At 66.4% G+C, this 15935-nt stretch carries 14 protein-coding genes; 6 read left to right on the forward strand and 8 right to left on the reverse strand.

Annotated features, from left to right (window positions below):
* Nucleotides 1–80 precede the first annotated feature (80 nt).
* Complete coding sequence (locus ACFWUR_RS15170) at nucleotides 81–458, reverse strand: CU044_2847 family protein (RefSeq protein WP_378907073.1); 378 nt, start codon at nucleotides 456–458, stop codon at nucleotides 81–83.
* 599 nt (nucleotides 459–1057) lie between these two features.
* Between ACFWUR_RS15170 and ACFWUR_RS15175 the strand changes: the two genes are divergently transcribed.
* From ACFWUR_RS15175 to ACFWUR_RS15185, 3 genes are all read left to right on the forward strand, one after another.
* On the forward strand, nucleotides 1058–1324 hold the full coding sequence (locus tag ACFWUR_RS15175) for an Atu4866 domain-containing protein (protein WP_378907075.1): 267 nt from the start codon (nucleotides 1058–1060) through the stop codon (nucleotides 1322–1324).
* Nucleotides 1321–2052 (forward strand): SDR family oxidoreductase, encoded by a 732-nt coding sequence (locus tag ACFWUR_RS15180; protein ID WP_378907077.1) that lies wholly within the window; start codon nucleotides 1321–1323, stop codon nucleotides 2050–2052. Before ACFWUR_RS15175 ends, ACFWUR_RS15180 begins: the two co-directional genes overlap by 4 nt.
* A 139-nt stretch (nucleotides 2053–2191) precedes the next feature.
* The gene (locus ACFWUR_RS15185) at nucleotides 2192–3352 is read left to right on the forward strand and encodes a serine hydrolase domain-containing protein (protein WP_378907078.1); all 1161 of its coding nucleotides are present in this window, start codon (nucleotides 2192–2194) and stop codon (nucleotides 3350–3352) included.
* A 57-nt stretch (nucleotides 3353–3409) separates the two neighbouring features.
* Here ACFWUR_RS15185 and ACFWUR_RS15190 read toward each other — a convergent pair whose 3' ends face one another.
* The 5 genes from ACFWUR_RS15190 to ACFWUR_RS15210 form a co-directional block, all read right to left on the reverse strand.
* A complete protein-coding gene (locus tag ACFWUR_RS15190) occupies nucleotides 3410–4162 on the reverse strand; it encodes a MerR family transcriptional regulator (RefSeq protein WP_378907080.1) in 753 nt (250 codons plus the stop codon).
* 92 nt (nucleotides 4163–4254) lie between these two features.
* Entirely contained in the window at nucleotides 4255–5775 is a 1521-nt protein-coding gene (locus tag ACFWUR_RS15195) for a flavin-containing monooxygenase (RefSeq protein ID WP_378907082.1), read from the reverse strand.
* Nucleotides 5772–6692: a ferritin-like domain-containing protein gene (locus tag ACFWUR_RS15200; protein ID WP_378907084.1), complete on the reverse strand. Its 921-nt coding sequence runs from the start codon at nucleotides 6690–6692 to the stop codon at nucleotides 5772–5774. Before ACFWUR_RS15200 ends, ACFWUR_RS15195 begins: the two co-directional genes overlap by 4 nt.
* Before the next feature lies 1 nt (nucleotide 6693).
* Nucleotides 6694–7593: an SDR family NAD(P)-dependent oxidoreductase gene (locus tag ACFWUR_RS15205; protein WP_378907086.1), complete on the reverse strand. Its 900-nt coding sequence runs from the start codon at nucleotides 7591–7593 to the stop codon at nucleotides 6694–6696.
* Between the two features lie 2 nt (nucleotides 7594–7595).
* Complete coding sequence (locus ACFWUR_RS15210) at nucleotides 7596–8438, reverse strand: alpha/beta hydrolase (protein ID WP_378907088.1); 843 nt, start codon at nucleotides 8436–8438, stop codon at nucleotides 7596–7598.
* 263 nt (nucleotides 8439–8701) lie between these two features.
* On the opposite strand from ACFWUR_RS15210, the gene ACFWUR_RS15215 reads away from it, so the two are divergent.
* The 3 genes from ACFWUR_RS15215 (at nucleotide 8702) to ACFWUR_RS15225 (ending at nucleotide 11301) form a co-directional block, all read left to right on the forward strand.
* The gene (locus tag ACFWUR_RS15215; RefSeq protein WP_378907090.1) at nucleotides 8702–9745 is read left to right on the forward strand and encodes a 2Fe-2S iron-sulfur cluster-binding protein; all 1044 of its coding nucleotides are present in this window, start codon (nucleotides 8702–8704) and stop codon (nucleotides 9743–9745) included.
* 97 nt (nucleotides 9746–9842) lie between these two features.
* Complete coding sequence (locus ACFWUR_RS15220) at nucleotides 9843–10793, forward strand: RNA polymerase subunit sigma-70 (protein WP_378907092.1); 951 nt, start codon at nucleotides 9843–9845, stop codon at nucleotides 10791–10793.
* A gap of 106 nt (nucleotides 10794–10899) precedes the next feature.
* On the forward strand, nucleotides 10900–11301 hold the full coding sequence (locus ACFWUR_RS15225) for a nuclear transport factor 2 family protein (protein ID WP_378907094.1): 402 nt from the start codon (nucleotides 10900–10902) through the stop codon (nucleotides 11299–11301).
* Here ACFWUR_RS15225 and ACFWUR_RS15230 read toward each other — a convergent pair.
* On the reverse strand, nucleotides 11295–15668 hold the full coding sequence (locus tag ACFWUR_RS15230; protein WP_378907096.1) for a type I polyketide synthase: 4374 nt from the start codon (nucleotides 15666–15668) through the stop codon (nucleotides 11295–11297). The genes ACFWUR_RS15225 and ACFWUR_RS15230 overlap by 7 nt on opposite strands.
* Nucleotides 15665–15931 (reverse strand): acyl carrier protein, encoded by a 267-nt coding sequence (locus tag ACFWUR_RS15235; RefSeq protein ID WP_378907098.1) that lies wholly within the window; start codon nucleotides 15929–15931, stop codon nucleotides 15665–15667. Before ACFWUR_RS15235 ends, ACFWUR_RS15230 begins: the two co-directional genes overlap by 4 nt.
* Nucleotides 15932–15935 lie beyond the last annotated feature (4 nt).

A 15935-nucleotide genomic window follows, 5' to 3' on the forward strand; every position in this document is an offset into this window, starting at 1 on the left:
CATAGGAATATCTCCGGACAGGATCCGGCCTAAATATGCAGGTACCCGCATATCCAGGTCATTCGCAGTACTGCCGATGGTCACGACGAAAGTGGCAGGGAGTCGTCAGCGCTAGTGTCCTCTGTGGCTTCTACGGTGTGTGCGTCGTAGATTAGCTTCACCTTCAGGGTCATATTGGCTGAGCCGCTGGCCACAATGATGTCGCCCTTAGCCGAAAACCCGACCCCGAACTCCACTTCCAGTCTATCGGGGCGAGTCTTGTCCCCCAACTCCCGCACCGTGTTCGCGGTCGAGGAGGCCGCTGCGTTGATGACTGCCCGCGCCCGTTCGAGCGCATCAACCATCCGACCGGCTGACGGCCCGGTCCCAGTGCTCGTACGCTCGGTGCCGGGAACCGAAACCGCTTCTACCAGCACCTCCAAATCGCCGAACCGCATCTCCTTCATGACACCAGCCACCGCATACCACCTAACTGAATAGAGAACAGCGCTTGGAGACGCGCAACCTGTGGATCACACATGCCGCGACGGACACTTACCGTACACACAAATGGCTGCCTGCGATGGAGGTACCGAGTGAATGTTTCGCTGCGAAAGACTCGAACCTGCAGTCGGTTTCACCCAAAACGAGTCTGTTAGTGGAGCGGATGCGGTCCTGTGTTTCGTTGAGGGCTGCCAGACAACGAGATGCTAGGACGATGCGCGAAGGGGCGACATCGTCGAGTACCTCATGCGCACGAGGAGCAAGGAGTGTGTAACGAACATCTCACCCCGGCGAGGAACGCGACCTCCTCGCGCCGAAGGCCCGCTACTTTACGAACGCCGTAGGTCCGAACTCCGGCTTGCTCGGGCGAGATCTGCGCGCGACGCGACCGGAGGAAATCTCCGAGCTCATTGGACGACATGAATCGAGCGTAGTTCCGGATCCGGGCTCGTAGGTGGGCGCGATACACCTACCCAAGCGGGGGCAGCGGCGCCGCTTCAGCCTTGCCAGGGTGTACGGCACCCAGGTGGGTCGCGGCCTGTTCGCGCTGCTGGGACCTGGACAGACTCGAGTCATGCATTCAAGGACCACCATCGACAGGGCAGACGTCGTCGGCATGTGGGTGACCGGCGATGGGCACATCCGGCAGGAATTGCGCGCCGACGGTCGCTACGACGAAGCCAGGGGCTCACGCCGCAGCGCCTACACCGGCCGCTACACGGTGACCGGAAATCATCTGGACTACATCGACGACCTCGGCTTCACCGCGACCGGGGATATCCGCGACGGCGTGCTGTACCACGAGCACCTCGTCCTGTATCGAGAGGACCGAACATCATGACCAAGCCCAAGACAGTGCTGATCACCGGAGCCAGCAGCGGTATCGGAGAAGCCACCGCACGGAAGCTGGCCGCCGACGGCCACCAGGTATTCCTCGGCGCACGCCGCACCGACCGCCTGCACCGCCTGGTCGAGGAAATCGGCACCTCGGGTGGGCAGGCGGCCTTCCACAGCGTCGACGTCACCGACCTCGACGACGTGCGAGCGTTCGTCACCACCGCCCACCAGCGCTTCGGCCGCATCGACGTCATGGTCAACAACGCGGGCGTCATGCCGCTCTCACCGCTGCACGCGCTGAAGATCGACGAGTGGAACCGCATGCTCGATGTCAACGTCCGCGGCGTCCTGCACGGCATAGCCGCCGCCCTTCCGATCATGCGGACCCAGGGCAGCGGGCATTTCGTCAACATCGCCTCGGTCGGCGCCTACGAGGTGGTCCCGACCGCAGCGGTCTACTGCGCCACGAAGTTCGCCGTCCGGGCAATCTCCGAGGGTTTGCGCCAGGAATCAGCGGGCGACGTCCGGGTGACGACGGTCTCGCCCGGCGTCACAGAATCCGAACTGGCAGAGTCGATCTCGGACCGCACAGCCAGGGAGGAAATGAAGTCCTACCGATCCGTCGCGATCCCGGCTGCTGCCATCGCCGACGCCATCGCTTTCGCCATCGGCCAACCAGCGGAAGTAGACGTGAACGAGATCGTCGTCCGCCCCGCGGCCAGCGCCCAATAGCCGACCAACTCGGGTCGGTAGCGACGGTCCATCGTGTCGATCGCTGTATCTCGCGAGCCTCAGCCGGTCGAGCGGCGGCGGAGCGTAGATTCGACATCGCTGCTGATCGTGAGCATTCCTCGACGAAGGGATCGCCGTCATGAGCGTGTTGCCCCGGTATCGCAGAGCATGGGGGGTGGTCGCGGTCGTGCTCGCCGTCGTCACGGGCGGTTGCGCCGCGGAGGAGAAGTCCGCCGGCTCGCCGTCCTCGCCGGTGGACAGTGCCGAGGCGGCGAAGATCGCCGACATCGTGCGCGCCAAGATGGCTGAACTCGATCTCAGTTCGGCGGTCTACGGCGCATGGCGGGGCGAGGAGCAGCTCGCGCTCGGGGCGCAGGGCGGATCGCCGCTCGGTGTGCCCGCGACAGCGCAGATGCGCTTGCGGGTCGGCCAGCCCATGGAACCCATGCTGTCGACAGTCCTGTGGCGACTCGACGGACAGGGTGTGCTGAGAATCGACGAGCCCATCGCCCGCTGGATGCCCGATTTCCCGCGTGCCGACAAGATCACCCCGCGCATGCTCGCCGACAGCACCTCCGGCATCTCCGACTACGTGACCGAACCGGAGTTCTTGAAGATCTTCGGCGAGAACCCGATTCGCGAATGGACCGCCCCGCAACTGCTCGACCGCGCCAACGCCCGTCCGCCCCTGTTCGAACCGGGGACAAGTTTCGCCTACGCCCACAGCGACCTCGTCGTCCTCGGCGAAGTGCTGCAGAAGGCAGCGGGCAAGCCCCTGGGCGAGCTGATCGCCGAACACATCACCGACCCGCTCGGCATGCACGACAGCGAGGTAGTGCTCACTCCACAGGTCGACGAACCGATCCTGCACGGCTATACCAATGAACGAGGGTTCTTCGAAGACTCCACCTTCTGGAACCCCACCGCTTTCCTGCACAGCGGCAACATGAACTCCACCGTCGCCGACGTGGGCCGCTGGGTCCGCGCCCTCGGCACGGGCGAACGGCTCACCCCCGACCAGTTCCAGCAGATGATGGGCCCGTCTACCGCGGGCCTCGGCCCCTTCACGGCAGAGAAGTACTTCGCCTTCGGCGTGGTCCACCTCGGCGACTGGCTGTTCATGAATCCGTCTTACGGCGGCTACGACGGTGTCGCCTTCTACGACACGAAAACCGAGACGACCGTCGTCGTCTACGCCACCCTCGGTCCGTCCTCCGACGCCGACAACAACAACGCCGTTGGCATCGGCACGGAGATCGCCACGCTGCTGGTTCCCGACCGCCCGCCGGCGGTTCCCTGAGCGGAGCCGGGCACTGCGGTCACCTCCGCCGAGCAGCGGCCGACCTGGTTGGACCCGCTATTGCGGGTCTGCGGCAGCCTCTGCGGTGGCGGCGAGGTATTCGCCCAGTTCCTGAGTCAACGCGCGGTCGAGTGCTTGGACGAGAGTGTGCTGCACGGCGGCAACGGCGACGTTGCGCAGGTGGTTGATCATGGTGGTGGTTTCGCTGATCTCAGCGTCGGTGGTGGGCAGCCATCCGGGGCCGTGCAGTTCGACGAGATGATCTCGGGTGACGGTGAACATCTGGTGGGCTATGTCGTCGAGACGATGCTGGACCACTGCTTGCAGGTCGGCGAGGCGGCGCAGGTCGAACTGGTATTCGCGCAGGTCGGCGAAGGTCTCCAGCAGTAGTGGATCGGTGAATTCCACCATGTCGCCGCGGACTCGGAGCACCCCGAGTTCGCTGAGGCGGGTCAGCATCGTCGGATCGTTCGCTTCGGCGCCCAGGAAGGTCGAGACGAGTTCGAGGGGGACCTCGAGCGAGGCGGTGGCCGGGTCGGGGGTCGCCGCACGCGGCAATCCGAGGACATCGACGAGGTCCTTGCCGGTTTCCCAACTGGTGATGAAGTCGGCGATGTGAGCGGTGGTGAAGCCGCGTTGCAGCAGCGCATCGATGAGTTTCAGGCGCTCGAGATGGGAGTCGTCGTAGATCAGGGCGCGCCCGGCGCGAGCGGTCGGCACCGGGAGCAGTCCGCGCTCCTGGTAAGCACGCACGTTGCGGGCGGTGGTCCCGGCGGCGCGGGCGAGATCATCGATGCGGTACTCCGACACCCGTCTCGTCTCCTGTTCGTCCAGCGGCCACCGGCTGTGTCCATGTCCCCGGGTGCATCCCCGGGGACATGGACACAGGGGTCGTTGTCACCCTAGCCGAGCGGGACCACGGCACGATCGCTGGTTCCGCTCGCCGATTGCGCATCCGACGGGGTGAGCAGGAAGTCGTCGGGGTCGACGACGGCCAGTTGCCGGACGAACTGGCTGCCGAAGCCCGGGAACATCGTGGCGTTGAAGCCGTCCTCGGTGAGATACCAACTGCGACAGCCGGAATTCCACGTCGTCGCCGACAGGCGTTTCTGCAGCCGCTCGTTGTACCGGTCCTGTTTGTCGCGGCGTACTTCCATGGTTCGCAGCTTCCGCGTCAGGATCATGTCGATGGCGTCGGTCAGGTAGTCGATCTGCGCCTCCATGTACACCAGCGCCGAATTGTGGCCGGGTCCCGAATTGGGGCCGAACGTGAGGAACAGGTTCGGATATCCGGCCACGGCGACACTCTTGTACGCGTACGCGCCCTTGCGCCACTCCTCGGCGAGCACCCGTCCGTCGCGGCCGGTCACCGGAATCGGGCTGCCGGTCTTGGAGACCTCGAACCCGGTGGCGAAGACGATGGCGTCGAAGCGGTGCTCGATACCCTCGGCGGTGCGGATGCCGTGTTCACTGATGCGCGCGATCGGCCAGGTGACCAGGGTGCAGTTGTCACGTTGCAGCGCTGGGTAGTACTCGCTGGTCATCAGCAGGCGCTTGCAGCCTGCGCGGAACCCGGGGGTGAGCTGGCGGCGCAGCCACGGGTCGCGCACCTGGGTGCGCAGGTGCAGCTTGGCCGCCGATTCGACGACTCGGGTCAGCGGGGTGTTCCAGACGACCCCGAGCGCGACCGATTCGTGCCCCCAGAACCACCCTCGGCGGGCGAGGGACTGGGTGACGGGCAGCCGACGATACAGCTGTTTGGTACGTGCGCTGGTCGGACGGTTCAGCCGGGGCAGCACCCAACCGGGAGTCCGCTGGAACACTTTGACCGCCGCGGCTCGGCGCACGAGTTCGGGAACTATCTGCACGGCACTGGCGCCGGTGCCGACCACGGCGACTCGTTTGCCGGTGAAGTCGTAGTCGTGATCCCAGCGCGCGCTGTGGATTTTGTGCCCCTGGTAGTCGTCGATCCCGGGAATGCTGGGAAAGCCGGCATTGGACAACGGTCCGGAGGCGATGACGATGGTGCGTGCCTGCACCGCGCGTCGGCGACCTGCCATGGTGATGTTCCACAGCCCGCTCGCCTCGTCGAACGTGGTCCCGGTGACGTTGTGCCCGAACCTGATCCGGGACCGGAGGCCGAATCCGTCGACCATCGACTCGATGTAGTCGAGAATTTCGGAACTGCCGGAGTAGGTGTGTGACCAGTCCGGGTTGGGCGCGAAGCTGTAGGAGTACAACCGTGACGGAATGTCACAGGCCGCACCGGGATAGGTGTTGTCCCGCCAGGTGCCGCCCACTCGAGACCCGCGTTCCAAGATCGCGAAGTCGGTGATGCCCTTCTGTCGCAGTCGAATCGCGGTGCCGATGCCCGCGAAACCCGCGCCGATGATCGCCACATCCAGTGGCTCGGCGGTGCTCACGCGACCGGCTCGTAGGTCAGTTCCTTGGACCAGGTGGGCTGTGGTCCGAGGAAGCGGTCGGGAACGCGCGCGGTCATTTTCACCAGCGCGTCGGCAAGCAGGTGGTAGGGGTGGTCGCGGTTGATCACCCAGTTGGCATGCATCTTGACGATGCGATACATGGGTACGCGGTTGGCGATCGGATTGCGTTCACCGACGGCCTTGAAGCGCCGCATCGCCGCGTACAGACGCTCCTCGTCCACGCCCATGTCGACGACATTGTCGCGCATCTTGTTCAACAGCGGCACATAGCTCAAGACACCGATGAGCAGCGATGGTTTGGCCCAGCCGCCGACCAGATCGATGAACAGTTTACGAGCGGTGGAATGGCCGAGCAGCTCCATGACCGCGTAATCGGTGGCCAGGTGCCTGGATTCGTCGGCATTGATCTTCTTGAACGCCTCCTGCGCGACGGGGTCGGTGATCTCGTCGGTGATGAATTTGATCAGCGCGCCGTCGAGGGCGACCTCGAGCATCGGGATAACCGTGCCGAGGAAGGACAGCGACATGCCGTCGGCATGCTTGTCCAGGAAATCGATCACCAGCTTGACGTTGATGTTGGGTTCCGGGATCTCGTCGCCGTCGAGCATGCCCCAGCGGCGCATCAGCGCCAGCTCGGCATTGGCGTGGCGCTGCTCTTCGGCGTGGAAGTAGCGGTAGATCTCGCGCAGCGTCTCGGTGGGCGCCTTCTGCGCCATGGCCGCGAATCCGCGGGCGCCGACGTTCTCGATCCACATCAGATCGGCCATGAACGGCTTGAGTTTGGCGTGCAGGTCGGGGTCGACGAGTTCGGCGCCCGGCGCGTCCCAGTCGATATCGGCCAGTGCCCACTGGCGGGCCTTGATCTTGGCCAGCATGTCGTCGAAGTCGAAGGACATCTCAGACTCCTGTCTTCTCGGTGTCGGCGGTCGGGGCGGGCTTCGGGTTCGAATCGGCATGCGGGAGCAGACGATTGAGCGTGCCGAGGCCGCGGGTGTAAAGGGTGGGGAATTGCCGCTTGAGCAGCCAGATCAGGCGGGCGTCGAGTTGGGGCAAGACGTAGAGCCGACCTCGGTCGTTGGCATCGAGAGTCATCCGGGCGACGCGCTCGGGCGAGTAGCCGGTCCAGCGCATCAGCGTTTCGGCCAGGTTCATCGCGGCATCGTCGATCCGGCCGTCGCGGGCCACATTGGTCTTGACGAAGGTCGGGCACAGCACGGTGACCGCGACCCCGCTCCCCGAGAGCTCGGCGGCCAACGTTTCCGACAGCGACATGACCGCGGCCTTGGACACGTTGTAGGGGCCCATGGTCGGTGCCGCGGCGAACCCCGCCGCGGAAGCGACATTGATGATGCCGCCGCGGCCGGCCGCACGCAGTTGCGGGGTGAACAGCTCACAGCCGTGGACCACACCCCACAGGTTGATGCCGAGTGCCCATTGCCAGTCGTCGAGACCGATGTCGCCGACGGGGCTTCCACCGATGCCGACGCCGGCATTGTTGACGACCAGCGTGGGCGGGCCGCCCAGGAGCAGTTCGGTGTGCAGTGCCAGGCTCTCCATGTCGGCGCGGGAGGCGACATCGCAGAACAGCGCATGTGCGGTCGCGCCGTGCACGCGTGCGATCAACCGCACAGTCTCTTCGGCTCGATCCTTGTCGATGTCGGCGCACACCACCTGGCCGCCGCGGGCGGCGAGTTCGAGCGCGAACGCCCGCCCGATACCGCTGCCCGCCCCGGTGACCACGGCCTTGGCGCCATAGGATCGTCGGCTGTTGCCCGGCAGAAAGTCCAGAATTCCCACGGTCAGCTCACTCGCTCTCGGGTCGAGGTATTCGAATTCGCCAGTGCGTCGGCGATGAAACGGGCCGCTCGGCGCAGCGCCGCTGTGGCCTCGGGCACGAGTAGTGGCAGGGCTTGGAAGACGTGGACCTGTCCGGGCCACAGCTCGAGTTCGCAGGAGCCGCCTGCGGCTACCACCATCTCGCGCAGGTGCACGGCGTCGCCTACCAGCATCTCCGCGTCGCTGGCCTGCACGAACAGCGGTGGCAGCGTGGTTCCCGGCGGGACTCGCAGTCGCAGTCGCGGCGAGTCGGCTGGTTCCTGCGCGATGTAGAGCTCAGCTGCTCTGCGGCCGACGCGCGCCGAGGCCATGGCTTCGGCGCCGTGGCGTTGATGGTGCTCGGCCAAGGTGAACGAGAGATCGATCAGCGGCGAGAACAGTACGACACCGGCGGGTTGCGGGGTCGAGGTCCTGGCGTTGTCCAGCAGGAGGTCCACGCTCAGGTGGCCACCGGCGGAGTCGGCCACGATGACCACATCCGTTGCTCGACGGCCGTTGTCGAGCAACCAGCGGTATCCGCCCGTGACATCGTCGGCCGCGGTGGGGAACCGATGCTCCGGTGCGAGCCGGTAGTCGATCACGAACACCGGCAATCCGGTCTCCCGGGAGAGCCGGGCCGCCAACCCGCGGTGTGTGCGGGCAGAGCAGAGGACATATCCGCTGCCGTGGACGAAATAGATTGCCCGGTCACCGAATTCGACACCCGCGGCGCGAACCCAGTCTCCGCGAACGGGACCCGACCGAACCGGTGTGACCTGGGTTCCCCGTGGAGTCGGGCCGCCGGCGGCCATTATCGCGGCGGTCATCCCTCGAGCCGCGGCGATGCCGAGCCGATTGTGGGGCAGTGCGCAGTTGACGGGACGCAACACAGAGCGGCCCGCTGTCAGTGCCCATCGGGATCGCCGTGAGGGCTTCCTCGTGATCGTCGTCGCCAACCGTGAGGTCGCCGTTGACCTTGTCGTTGTCATAGCCTCAGTGTCATCATCTAATGTGCCATTTGTCAATGGCACATTATCGGCCCATGGTGGGCCGAGAGGCTCGCTACCTGCTACAAGGGAGTTGCACGACGATGTCAGCCACAGATCTCAACCCGCATATCTACCGAGTCGAAGTGCGTGATGTCATCCAGGAGACGGCCGATGCGGTGTCGTTGACGCTGGACACGGTGGCGGGCCCGTCGGCCTCGTTCGACTACCGGCCCGGACAGTTCCTGACCCTGCGCGTGCCGTGCTCGGACGGCCCGCTGACCCGCTGCTACTCGTTGTCGAGCGCACCGCACTCGCCGACACGCCCGACCATCACGGTCAAGCGCGTGCCTGACGGCCGCGCGTCGAACTGGATCTGCGACAACGCGGCGACCGGCACCCTGTTCGACGTTCTCCCACCGGCGGGCAGCTTCGTCCCGCGAGACTGGACCGCGCCGTTCCTACTGGTTGCCGCGGGTAGCGGGATCACCCCGATCATCTCGATTCTGCGGACAGCCCTTGCCCTGCACGACAATCCGATCACGGTGGCCTACGCCAACCGCTGCGCGGAATCCGTCATTTTCGCTCGCGACCTCGATGCACTGGCCCGACGCCACCCGGACCGGCTCACCATCACGCAGTGGCTGGAATCGGAATCCGGTCGACCCACCGAGGCCGCACTCCGGTCTTGGCTCACCGCGCCCGCTGAGTCGCACGCCTATCTTTGCGGACCGGCCCCGTTCATGGCGGCAGCTCGCGGCGCACTGATTGCCAACGGTCTTGCCGCGCCCCACATTCACACCGAGACCTTCACTTCGCTGACCACCGACGCTTTCAGCGCACCCGCGCCTGCGATCTGTGACAGCGCGTCCAGCTCGACCGCAACGGTCGAGCTCGACGACGAGGTGCATTCCATCACCTGGCCGAGGGATGCCGTGCTTCTCGATGTGCTGCTCGCTCGCGGACTGGACGTGCCCTACGTGTGCCGCGAGGGAACCTGCGGCGGATGCGCGTACACCCTGCGCCGAGGTGACGTCCACCTGCGCGAGAACCACACCCTCGACGAATACGACCTCGCCCGCGGTGTTCGACTTGCCTGTCAGTCACTGCCTCGAAGTGGAATCCTCGACCTCGCATTCGACCAGTGACTCGCGAGCATCGCGGAACCGGTGCGAGCGAGCCGACGTCCGGCAGGGGGTGGTGAGGCGACCGCATCGCCTCGGGCGGTGTGCCATCATCGGCAGGATGGACCCTGCGGGCGATTCGACCATCGACCGGACCGACTTCGATCGACTCGTCGGCCCGCTGCGCGCGGAATTGCACGTGCACTGCTACCGATTCCTGGGCTCGGTGCACGACGCCGATGACGCGTTGCAGGAAGCCCTGCTGCGTGCGTGGCGTTCCCGCGCGAACCTCACCGACCCACGGAAGTTCCGGCCGTGGCTGTACAAGATCGCCACGAATCGCTGTCTGACGATGCTCGAGCAGCGGGGGCGTCGCGAACTACCCACCGACAGTGCGCCGAATGCGCCTGCGGCCGAGCGGATCTGGCTCGAGCCCTATCCAGGCGTCGGTGTGGGCGAGCCGGGACCGGAGGCTCGCTATACGGCCAGAGAAGCCGTGGAATTGGCCTTTGTGGCGTTGATCCAGCAGTTGCCGGGTGTTCAGCGCGGCGCGTTGATCCTGCGCGATGTCCTCGGCTTCACGGCACAGGAAACAGCCGAACTGCTCGATGTGACAGTCGCCTCGGCCAACAGTGCGCTGCAGCGCGCACGCGCGCACGTCGCACAGGAAAGGTCCGCGTCCTCCCAGGACCCCGGCGATCCGCACACTCGTCACCTGGCCCTGCGCTACGCGGCCGCGTGGGAGGCGGCCGACGTGGACACCATCGTCGGACTACTCGCCGCCGATGCCCGGTACGCCATGCCGCCGCTGCCCGAATGGTATGCCGGGCAAGCAGCCATCCGGGACTTCATCGTCACCGGTCCGCTGCGCTGGCGCTGGCGCTTCCTGCCCACCGTGGCCAATGGTCAACCAGCCTTCGGCACCTATTGGTGGGACGCCGACAGCGGTGTATTCGCGGCCATGGCACTCGATGTGCTGGTGGTGCGCGACGGGGCGATCGCCGAAGTGGTGTCGTTTCTGGACCCGACGCTCTTTCCTCGGTTCACCCTCCCCGCGACTGTGTCCGACTGATTTCGCGGCCGACGATTACTTCGGCACCTCTCGCCGGGTCATAGAGGCAGTGGGACATCCCCACCGGCTGAGACCCGAGGGCTCGGCCCAGCGAACGGAGAACGACATGTCCGAAGACGACGCCCAGATCCGCGCCATGGTGCACCGGTGGGCGACCGCGGTCCGCGAGGCAGACCTCGACGGCGTACTGGCCGATCACCCCGCCGACATCGTGATGTTCGATGTTCCGCCGCCGCAGAACGGTGTGCGTGGGATCGAGGCCTATCGCGACACCTGGCCGCCGTTCTTCGCTTGGCTCGCGCAGGGCGCCGTGTTCGAGATCGTCGAACTCGAGGTGACCGCGGGCGCCGATGTCGCTTACGCACACGCGCTGTTGCGCTGCGGAACTCCGGAGTCGATCGCCGCTGAACCGGGTGCGCGGTTGCGACTCACCCTTGGCCTGCGCAAGGATCGCGGACGCTGGGTGATCGCCCACGAACACCACTCCTTCCCGGATGTGAATCACTGAGTAACGGTGTCGATTTCGCCGGGCTGATGAGTGACGATGCTCTGCGGGGAAATTCGGGTCAGTTCCTCGGCGAGGGCGCTGACGGTCTCGCGGATCTGCTCTTCGGTGTGGCAGGCCGTGACGAAGAAGCGGAGCCGGGCCTGGTCTTCCGCGACGGCCGGATACAGGATCGGGTTGACGTTGATCGCGCGACGAAGCAGTGCGGTGGACAGTTCCAGCGTCTTCATCGAGTCGCCGACAATGCACGGGATGATCGGGGTGTTGTGGCTGTCGCCGGTATCGATGCCCGCCTCGCGGGCGAGGCGCAGCAACAGCTGCGCATTGTGTCGGAGCCGGTCCAGTGGCTCGCGGTCGGCACGCAACAGGCGCATCGCGGCCACGGCGGCGGCGGCGTTCATCGGTGTCATCCCGACGCTGTAGACGAAGCCCGGGGTGGTGTATTTCAGAAACTGAACCAGGTCCGCGCTGCCTGCCACATAGCCGCCGCAGCCGGCGAGCGCTTTCGACATCGTGCCCGACCACAGTTCGACGTCGCGGCGGTCGACATCGAAGTATTCGCCGATGCCGCCGCCGGTCTCGCCGAGCACTCCGATGCTGTGGGCCTCGTCGATCATCAGCAGTGCGTGGTGCTTCTTCTTGATCGCGATGATCGCGGGCAGATCCGGGATGTCACCGTCCTGGCTGTAAACGCCTTCGATGAGGATCAGGACCCGGCGGTATCGGTGACGGATTTCGGTCAGCAACCCGTCGAGGGCGGTGTGGTCGTTGTGGGGGAACGGTCTGCGGGTCGCGCCGGACAGTCGACAGCCCTGCAGGATGCTGTCGTGCGCGAGGCTGTCGTGGATCACCAGGTCTTGCGGACCGACGAGATGGCCGATGATCGTCACGTTCGTCGAGTGGCCGCCGACCAGGGCGATCGCGTCCTCGGTGCCGAGCAGGGCGGCCAGTTCGGCCTCGAGTTCACGGTGGATCGGCTTCTCACCGGAGAGCAGGCGGCTGGCCGAGACCGAGCTGCCGTAGCGGGCCACGGCGTCTTGAACGGCGGCGACCACAGCGGGGTGGCCGGACATTCCCAGGTAGTTGTAGCCGGCGAAATTGACCACCTGGGTGCCGTCGATGAACGAGGTGTCCCTGGTGACGCCGTCGTTGATCAGGAAGTACGGATTGGCCAGGCCGAGTGCTTCGGCACCGGCGAGCCGATCGGCGATGGCTCGCACCTCGGGGAAGTCGGAGATCCGGTATTCGGGTGTCACCGTGGTAGGCGTGGCTTCGGTTGCGGGGAGGGCGGTTTCGGGGGTGCGGATCAGCACTGTGTCCGCACCGGGGGTCCGCGCGTTTCCCCCGGCGAGTTGGCCGGTGAGGTGGGCGATGACCTCGCCCGGGGTCGTCGTCGCCGTGACCCGGGCCGGGTCGATCGTCGTGCCGGGGAGTTTGCGTGCCAGGCCGGTGACCACATCGGTGAGCATGAGCGAATCGAGTCCGAGGCCGTCACCGAGTGTTCGGCTCTCGTCCAGCCGATCGGCGGGGAAACCGCTCACCCTGGCGAGTTCGGCACGGACGATGCTCGCGACCGCGTCCGTGGTGAGATTGCCAGGCGCGGAGCTGGTTTCGAGGCCGTGTCGCTCGACGGGTGCCGACAGCATGCTTGCCAGTACGGCGTTCTGTTCACGGAAGAGCGCGATCAGTGATTCCATCTCTGTTCCCTCGGTAAGTGCTTGCACTGGTGCGGGTTTCAGTGGGGGAACCGCCGCCCCGACTTCGCCGACAGTGGGTGGCTCCACCCAGAATCGGTGCGCGACAGAGAACTCGTACACCGGCAGCCGCCGACGCACGCGCTGCGCCGGTTCGTAGAGTTCGTTCCATTCGGGGTCGAGGCCGTCGCGGTAGAGCGCGGCGACGGTAGCGGCGAGTTCGTCTCCGGTGGCGCTCGGACCGGTGCTCGCGCACAGGCAGCGAGCGCCGAGCTCGGGGTCGATGCCGCGCACCGCCGCGGCGAGCACCCGGCTCGGTCCGACCTCGACGAGGTGCGTCGGGGCCGTGTCGAGCGCGGCGCGCACAGCGGCGTCGAAACGCACTGTGGCGCGGACGTGTTCGGTCCAATACTCGGCATCCATCACCTCGTCGGCGTCGAGTACACGGCCGTGCACGGTCGAGTAGATCGGCAGCGCGGCGGCGCGGTAGGCGCAGGTACCGGCGACGGCCTCGAACTCGTTCAACATCGGCGCCATCAGGGGACTGTGGAACGCGTGTGACACCGACAACGGCTTCGAGATCACCGAACGCGTACGCAGTACCGAACGGACGCGGGCGAGCGCGGCGGCGTCGCCGGAGAGAACGAGATCGCGCGGTCCGTTGACGGCCGCGACCACGACAGCGGGCTCGAGGGCGAGCAGATCGGCGATCTGCTCGGGAGTGGTGCGCACGGCCAGCATCGCGCCACCCGTCGGCAGGTCTCGCATCAGTCGCCCACGCGCGGCGACCAGCCTGCAGGCGTCGTCGAGATCGAAGACGCCCGCGACCGCGGCCGCGGCGAACTCGCCGATGCTGTGCCCGAGCACCCAGGCGGGGCGCACGCCCAGGTCGGCGAGCGTCTTGGCGAGCGCGTACTCCATGGCGAAGATCGCCGGTTGCGCGAGGGCGGTGTCGTCGATCTCGGCGTGCCTATCGAGTAGCAGGTCGCGGACCGAGCGTCCGAGGTGGGCGGACATGGCGCCCTCGACCAGTTCGAGTGCCCGCCGGAACGTGGGGCTCGCCTCGTGCAGAGTCCGCCCCATACCGGGGAACTGCGATCCCTGGCCGGTGAACAGCCAGCCGACGCGCACCGGCCGCGCGAGACCCCGAGGCGCCTGCCACTGTCGGCCCACGTCCGGGTCGCCGACGCGCAACTGCGCGATCGCCTCGTCGCGGTCGTGAGCGACGACAGCGAGCCGGTAGCGGCCCGATGATTTGACCTGATTGCTCGTCCAGCACAGTTGATCGAAGTGGTTGTGCCGCATCGACTTCAATGCCTCGACCATACGAAGCGCGTTGCGCCGCAATCCGTCCTCGTTGTCCGACGAGATGGTGAGCACCCCGCCCCTGGACGTCGCGGGGGTTTCGGTCGCCAGGGCGCTCCCCAACACCATGTGCACGTTCGTTCCACCCAGCCCGAAGCTGCTCACACCACAGTGCGCGGGTCCGTCGAGTGTCATGCGGTCGGCGAGCAGACGCAGGCCGTGGTGCGCCATCCGCAGGCCCGGATTCTCCTGGTCGGCGAATCTCGACGGCGGGACCACGCCGTGGTGCAGGCTGAGAACGGCTTTGATGAGCCCGGCCACGCCCGCCGCGCCCTCGGTGTGGCCGAGGTTGCCCTTGATGGATCCGATCCCGCACGGCCGGGCGCGGTGGTTGGCGTGCAGCTTGCCGAGTGCCTTGACCTCGATCATGTCGCCGAGAACTGTTCCGGTGCCGTGCGCTTCGATGAAGGCGATGTCGTCGGGGCGTACTCCGGCCCGACGGTAGGCCTCGCCGATCACGTTCTGTTGCGCCCACCGGTTCGGCGCGGTGATGCCGTTGCTGCGTCCGTCGGAATTGACCGCGCTGCCTTTGATCACCGCGTAGATCGGCAGCCCCGCGGCCTGCGCGTCGCACAGGCGTCGCAGGACGAGCACCGCGACGCCTTCCCCGCGCACGATCCCGTCGGCGTTGCCGCTGAACGGTTTACACCGCGCGTCCGGTGCCGACAGACCCGCCTGGGTGTAGAACACGCCGACAGCCGGGGTCAGCACGAGGTTGACGCCACCCGCGACGGCCTGATCGCAATCACCCGCTGTCAGGGCAGCGCAGGCGAGATGGACCGCGACCAGCGACGACGAGCATGCGGTGTCGACCGCGATACTCGGTCCCGAGAGGTCGAACTGGTAGGACAGTCGGTTCGCGGTCATGAAGTATCCGTTGCCGGATCCGTGCTGCGGTGTGATCGCGGCGTAGTCGCTCATCTGCAGGTTGGCCCATTCGTTGGCCATCACGCCCACATAGACCCCGGTCCGTGAACCTGCCTGAGCGCGGGGGTCGAGGGTGGCGTCTTCGAAGGCGCGCCAGGTGGCCTGCAGCAACAGTCGCTGTTGGGGGTCCATCGACTCGGCCTCGTGGGAGGTGATGCCGAAGAACTCGTGGTCGAACGCGTCGGCGTCGTCGATGAATCCGCCGCTGCGGGTGTTGATGGTGCCGGGTGCGCCTGCCGGGTCGTGGAAGTCGTCGGCGTTCCAGCGGCTGGAGGGAACTTCCGAGATCGCGTCGCCTCCCTCGATCAGCAGCTGCCACAACTGCGCCGGGTCGGCGGCGTGTGGGAAGCGGCAGTCCAGGCCGACGACGGCGATGTCGGTCATGCCGCGACGGCGGTCTCAGCGGTGAGGTGGGCGGCGATGGCGGCGATGGTGGGGTATTCGAAGACCAGGGTCGGGTCGATGTCGAGCAACCAGCGGTCTTCGATCTCGCCGCACAGCGCCACCGCAGACACCGAGTCGATGCCGAGTTCGGCGAGGGGAATCGTCGGGTCCACCTGGTGCGCCGCGCGTTCGGTGTAGTCGGCGACGCGCTCGACGAGCCAGTCCCTGATCGTGGTGGAGTGGGTGCGGACGGTGCTGAACATGTTT

This window comes from Nocardia sp. NPDC058633 (assembly GCF_042717045.1).
GTDB lineage: Bacteria > Actinomycetota > Actinomycetes > Mycobacteriales > Mycobacteriaceae > Nocardia.

Coding starts and splice junctions, on each gene's coding strand:
- ACFWUR_RS15185 (WP_378907078.1), top strand. CDS start 2,192: ATGAGCGTGTTGCCCCGGTATCGCAGAGCATGGGGGGTGGTCGCGGTC.
- ACFWUR_RS15175 (WP_378907075.1), top strand. CDS start 1,058: ATGCATTCAAGGACCACCATCGACAGGGCAGACGTCGTCGGCATGTGG.
- ACFWUR_RS15200 (WP_378907084.1), bottom strand. CDS start 6,692: ATGTCCTTCGACTTCGACGACATGCTGGCCAAGATCAAGGCCCGCCAG.
- ACFWUR_RS15230 (WP_378907096.1), bottom strand. CDS start 15,668: ATGACCGACATCGCCGTCGTCGGCCTGGACTGCCGCTTCCCACACGCC.
- ACFWUR_RS15225 (WP_378907094.1), top strand. CDS start 10,900: ATGTCCGAAGACGACGCCCAGATCCGCGCCATGGTGCACCGGTGGGCG.
- ACFWUR_RS15215 (WP_378907090.1), top strand. CDS start 8,702: ATGTCAGCCACAGATCTCAACCCGCATATCTACCGAGTCGAAGTGCGT.
- ACFWUR_RS15235 (WP_378907098.1), bottom strand. CDS start 15,931: ATGTTCAGCACCGTCCGCACCCACTCCACCACGATCAGGGACTGGCTC.
- ACFWUR_RS15210 (WP_378907088.1), bottom strand. CDS start 8,438: ATGACCGCCGCGATAATGGCCGCCGGCGGCCCGACTCCACGGGGAACC.
- ACFWUR_RS15220 (WP_378907092.1), top strand. CDS start 9,843: ATGGACCCTGCGGGCGATTCGACCATCGACCGGACCGACTTCGATCGA.
- ACFWUR_RS15180 (WP_378907077.1), top strand. CDS start 1,321: ATGACCAAGCCCAAGACAGTGCTGATCACCGGAGCCAGCAGCGGTATC.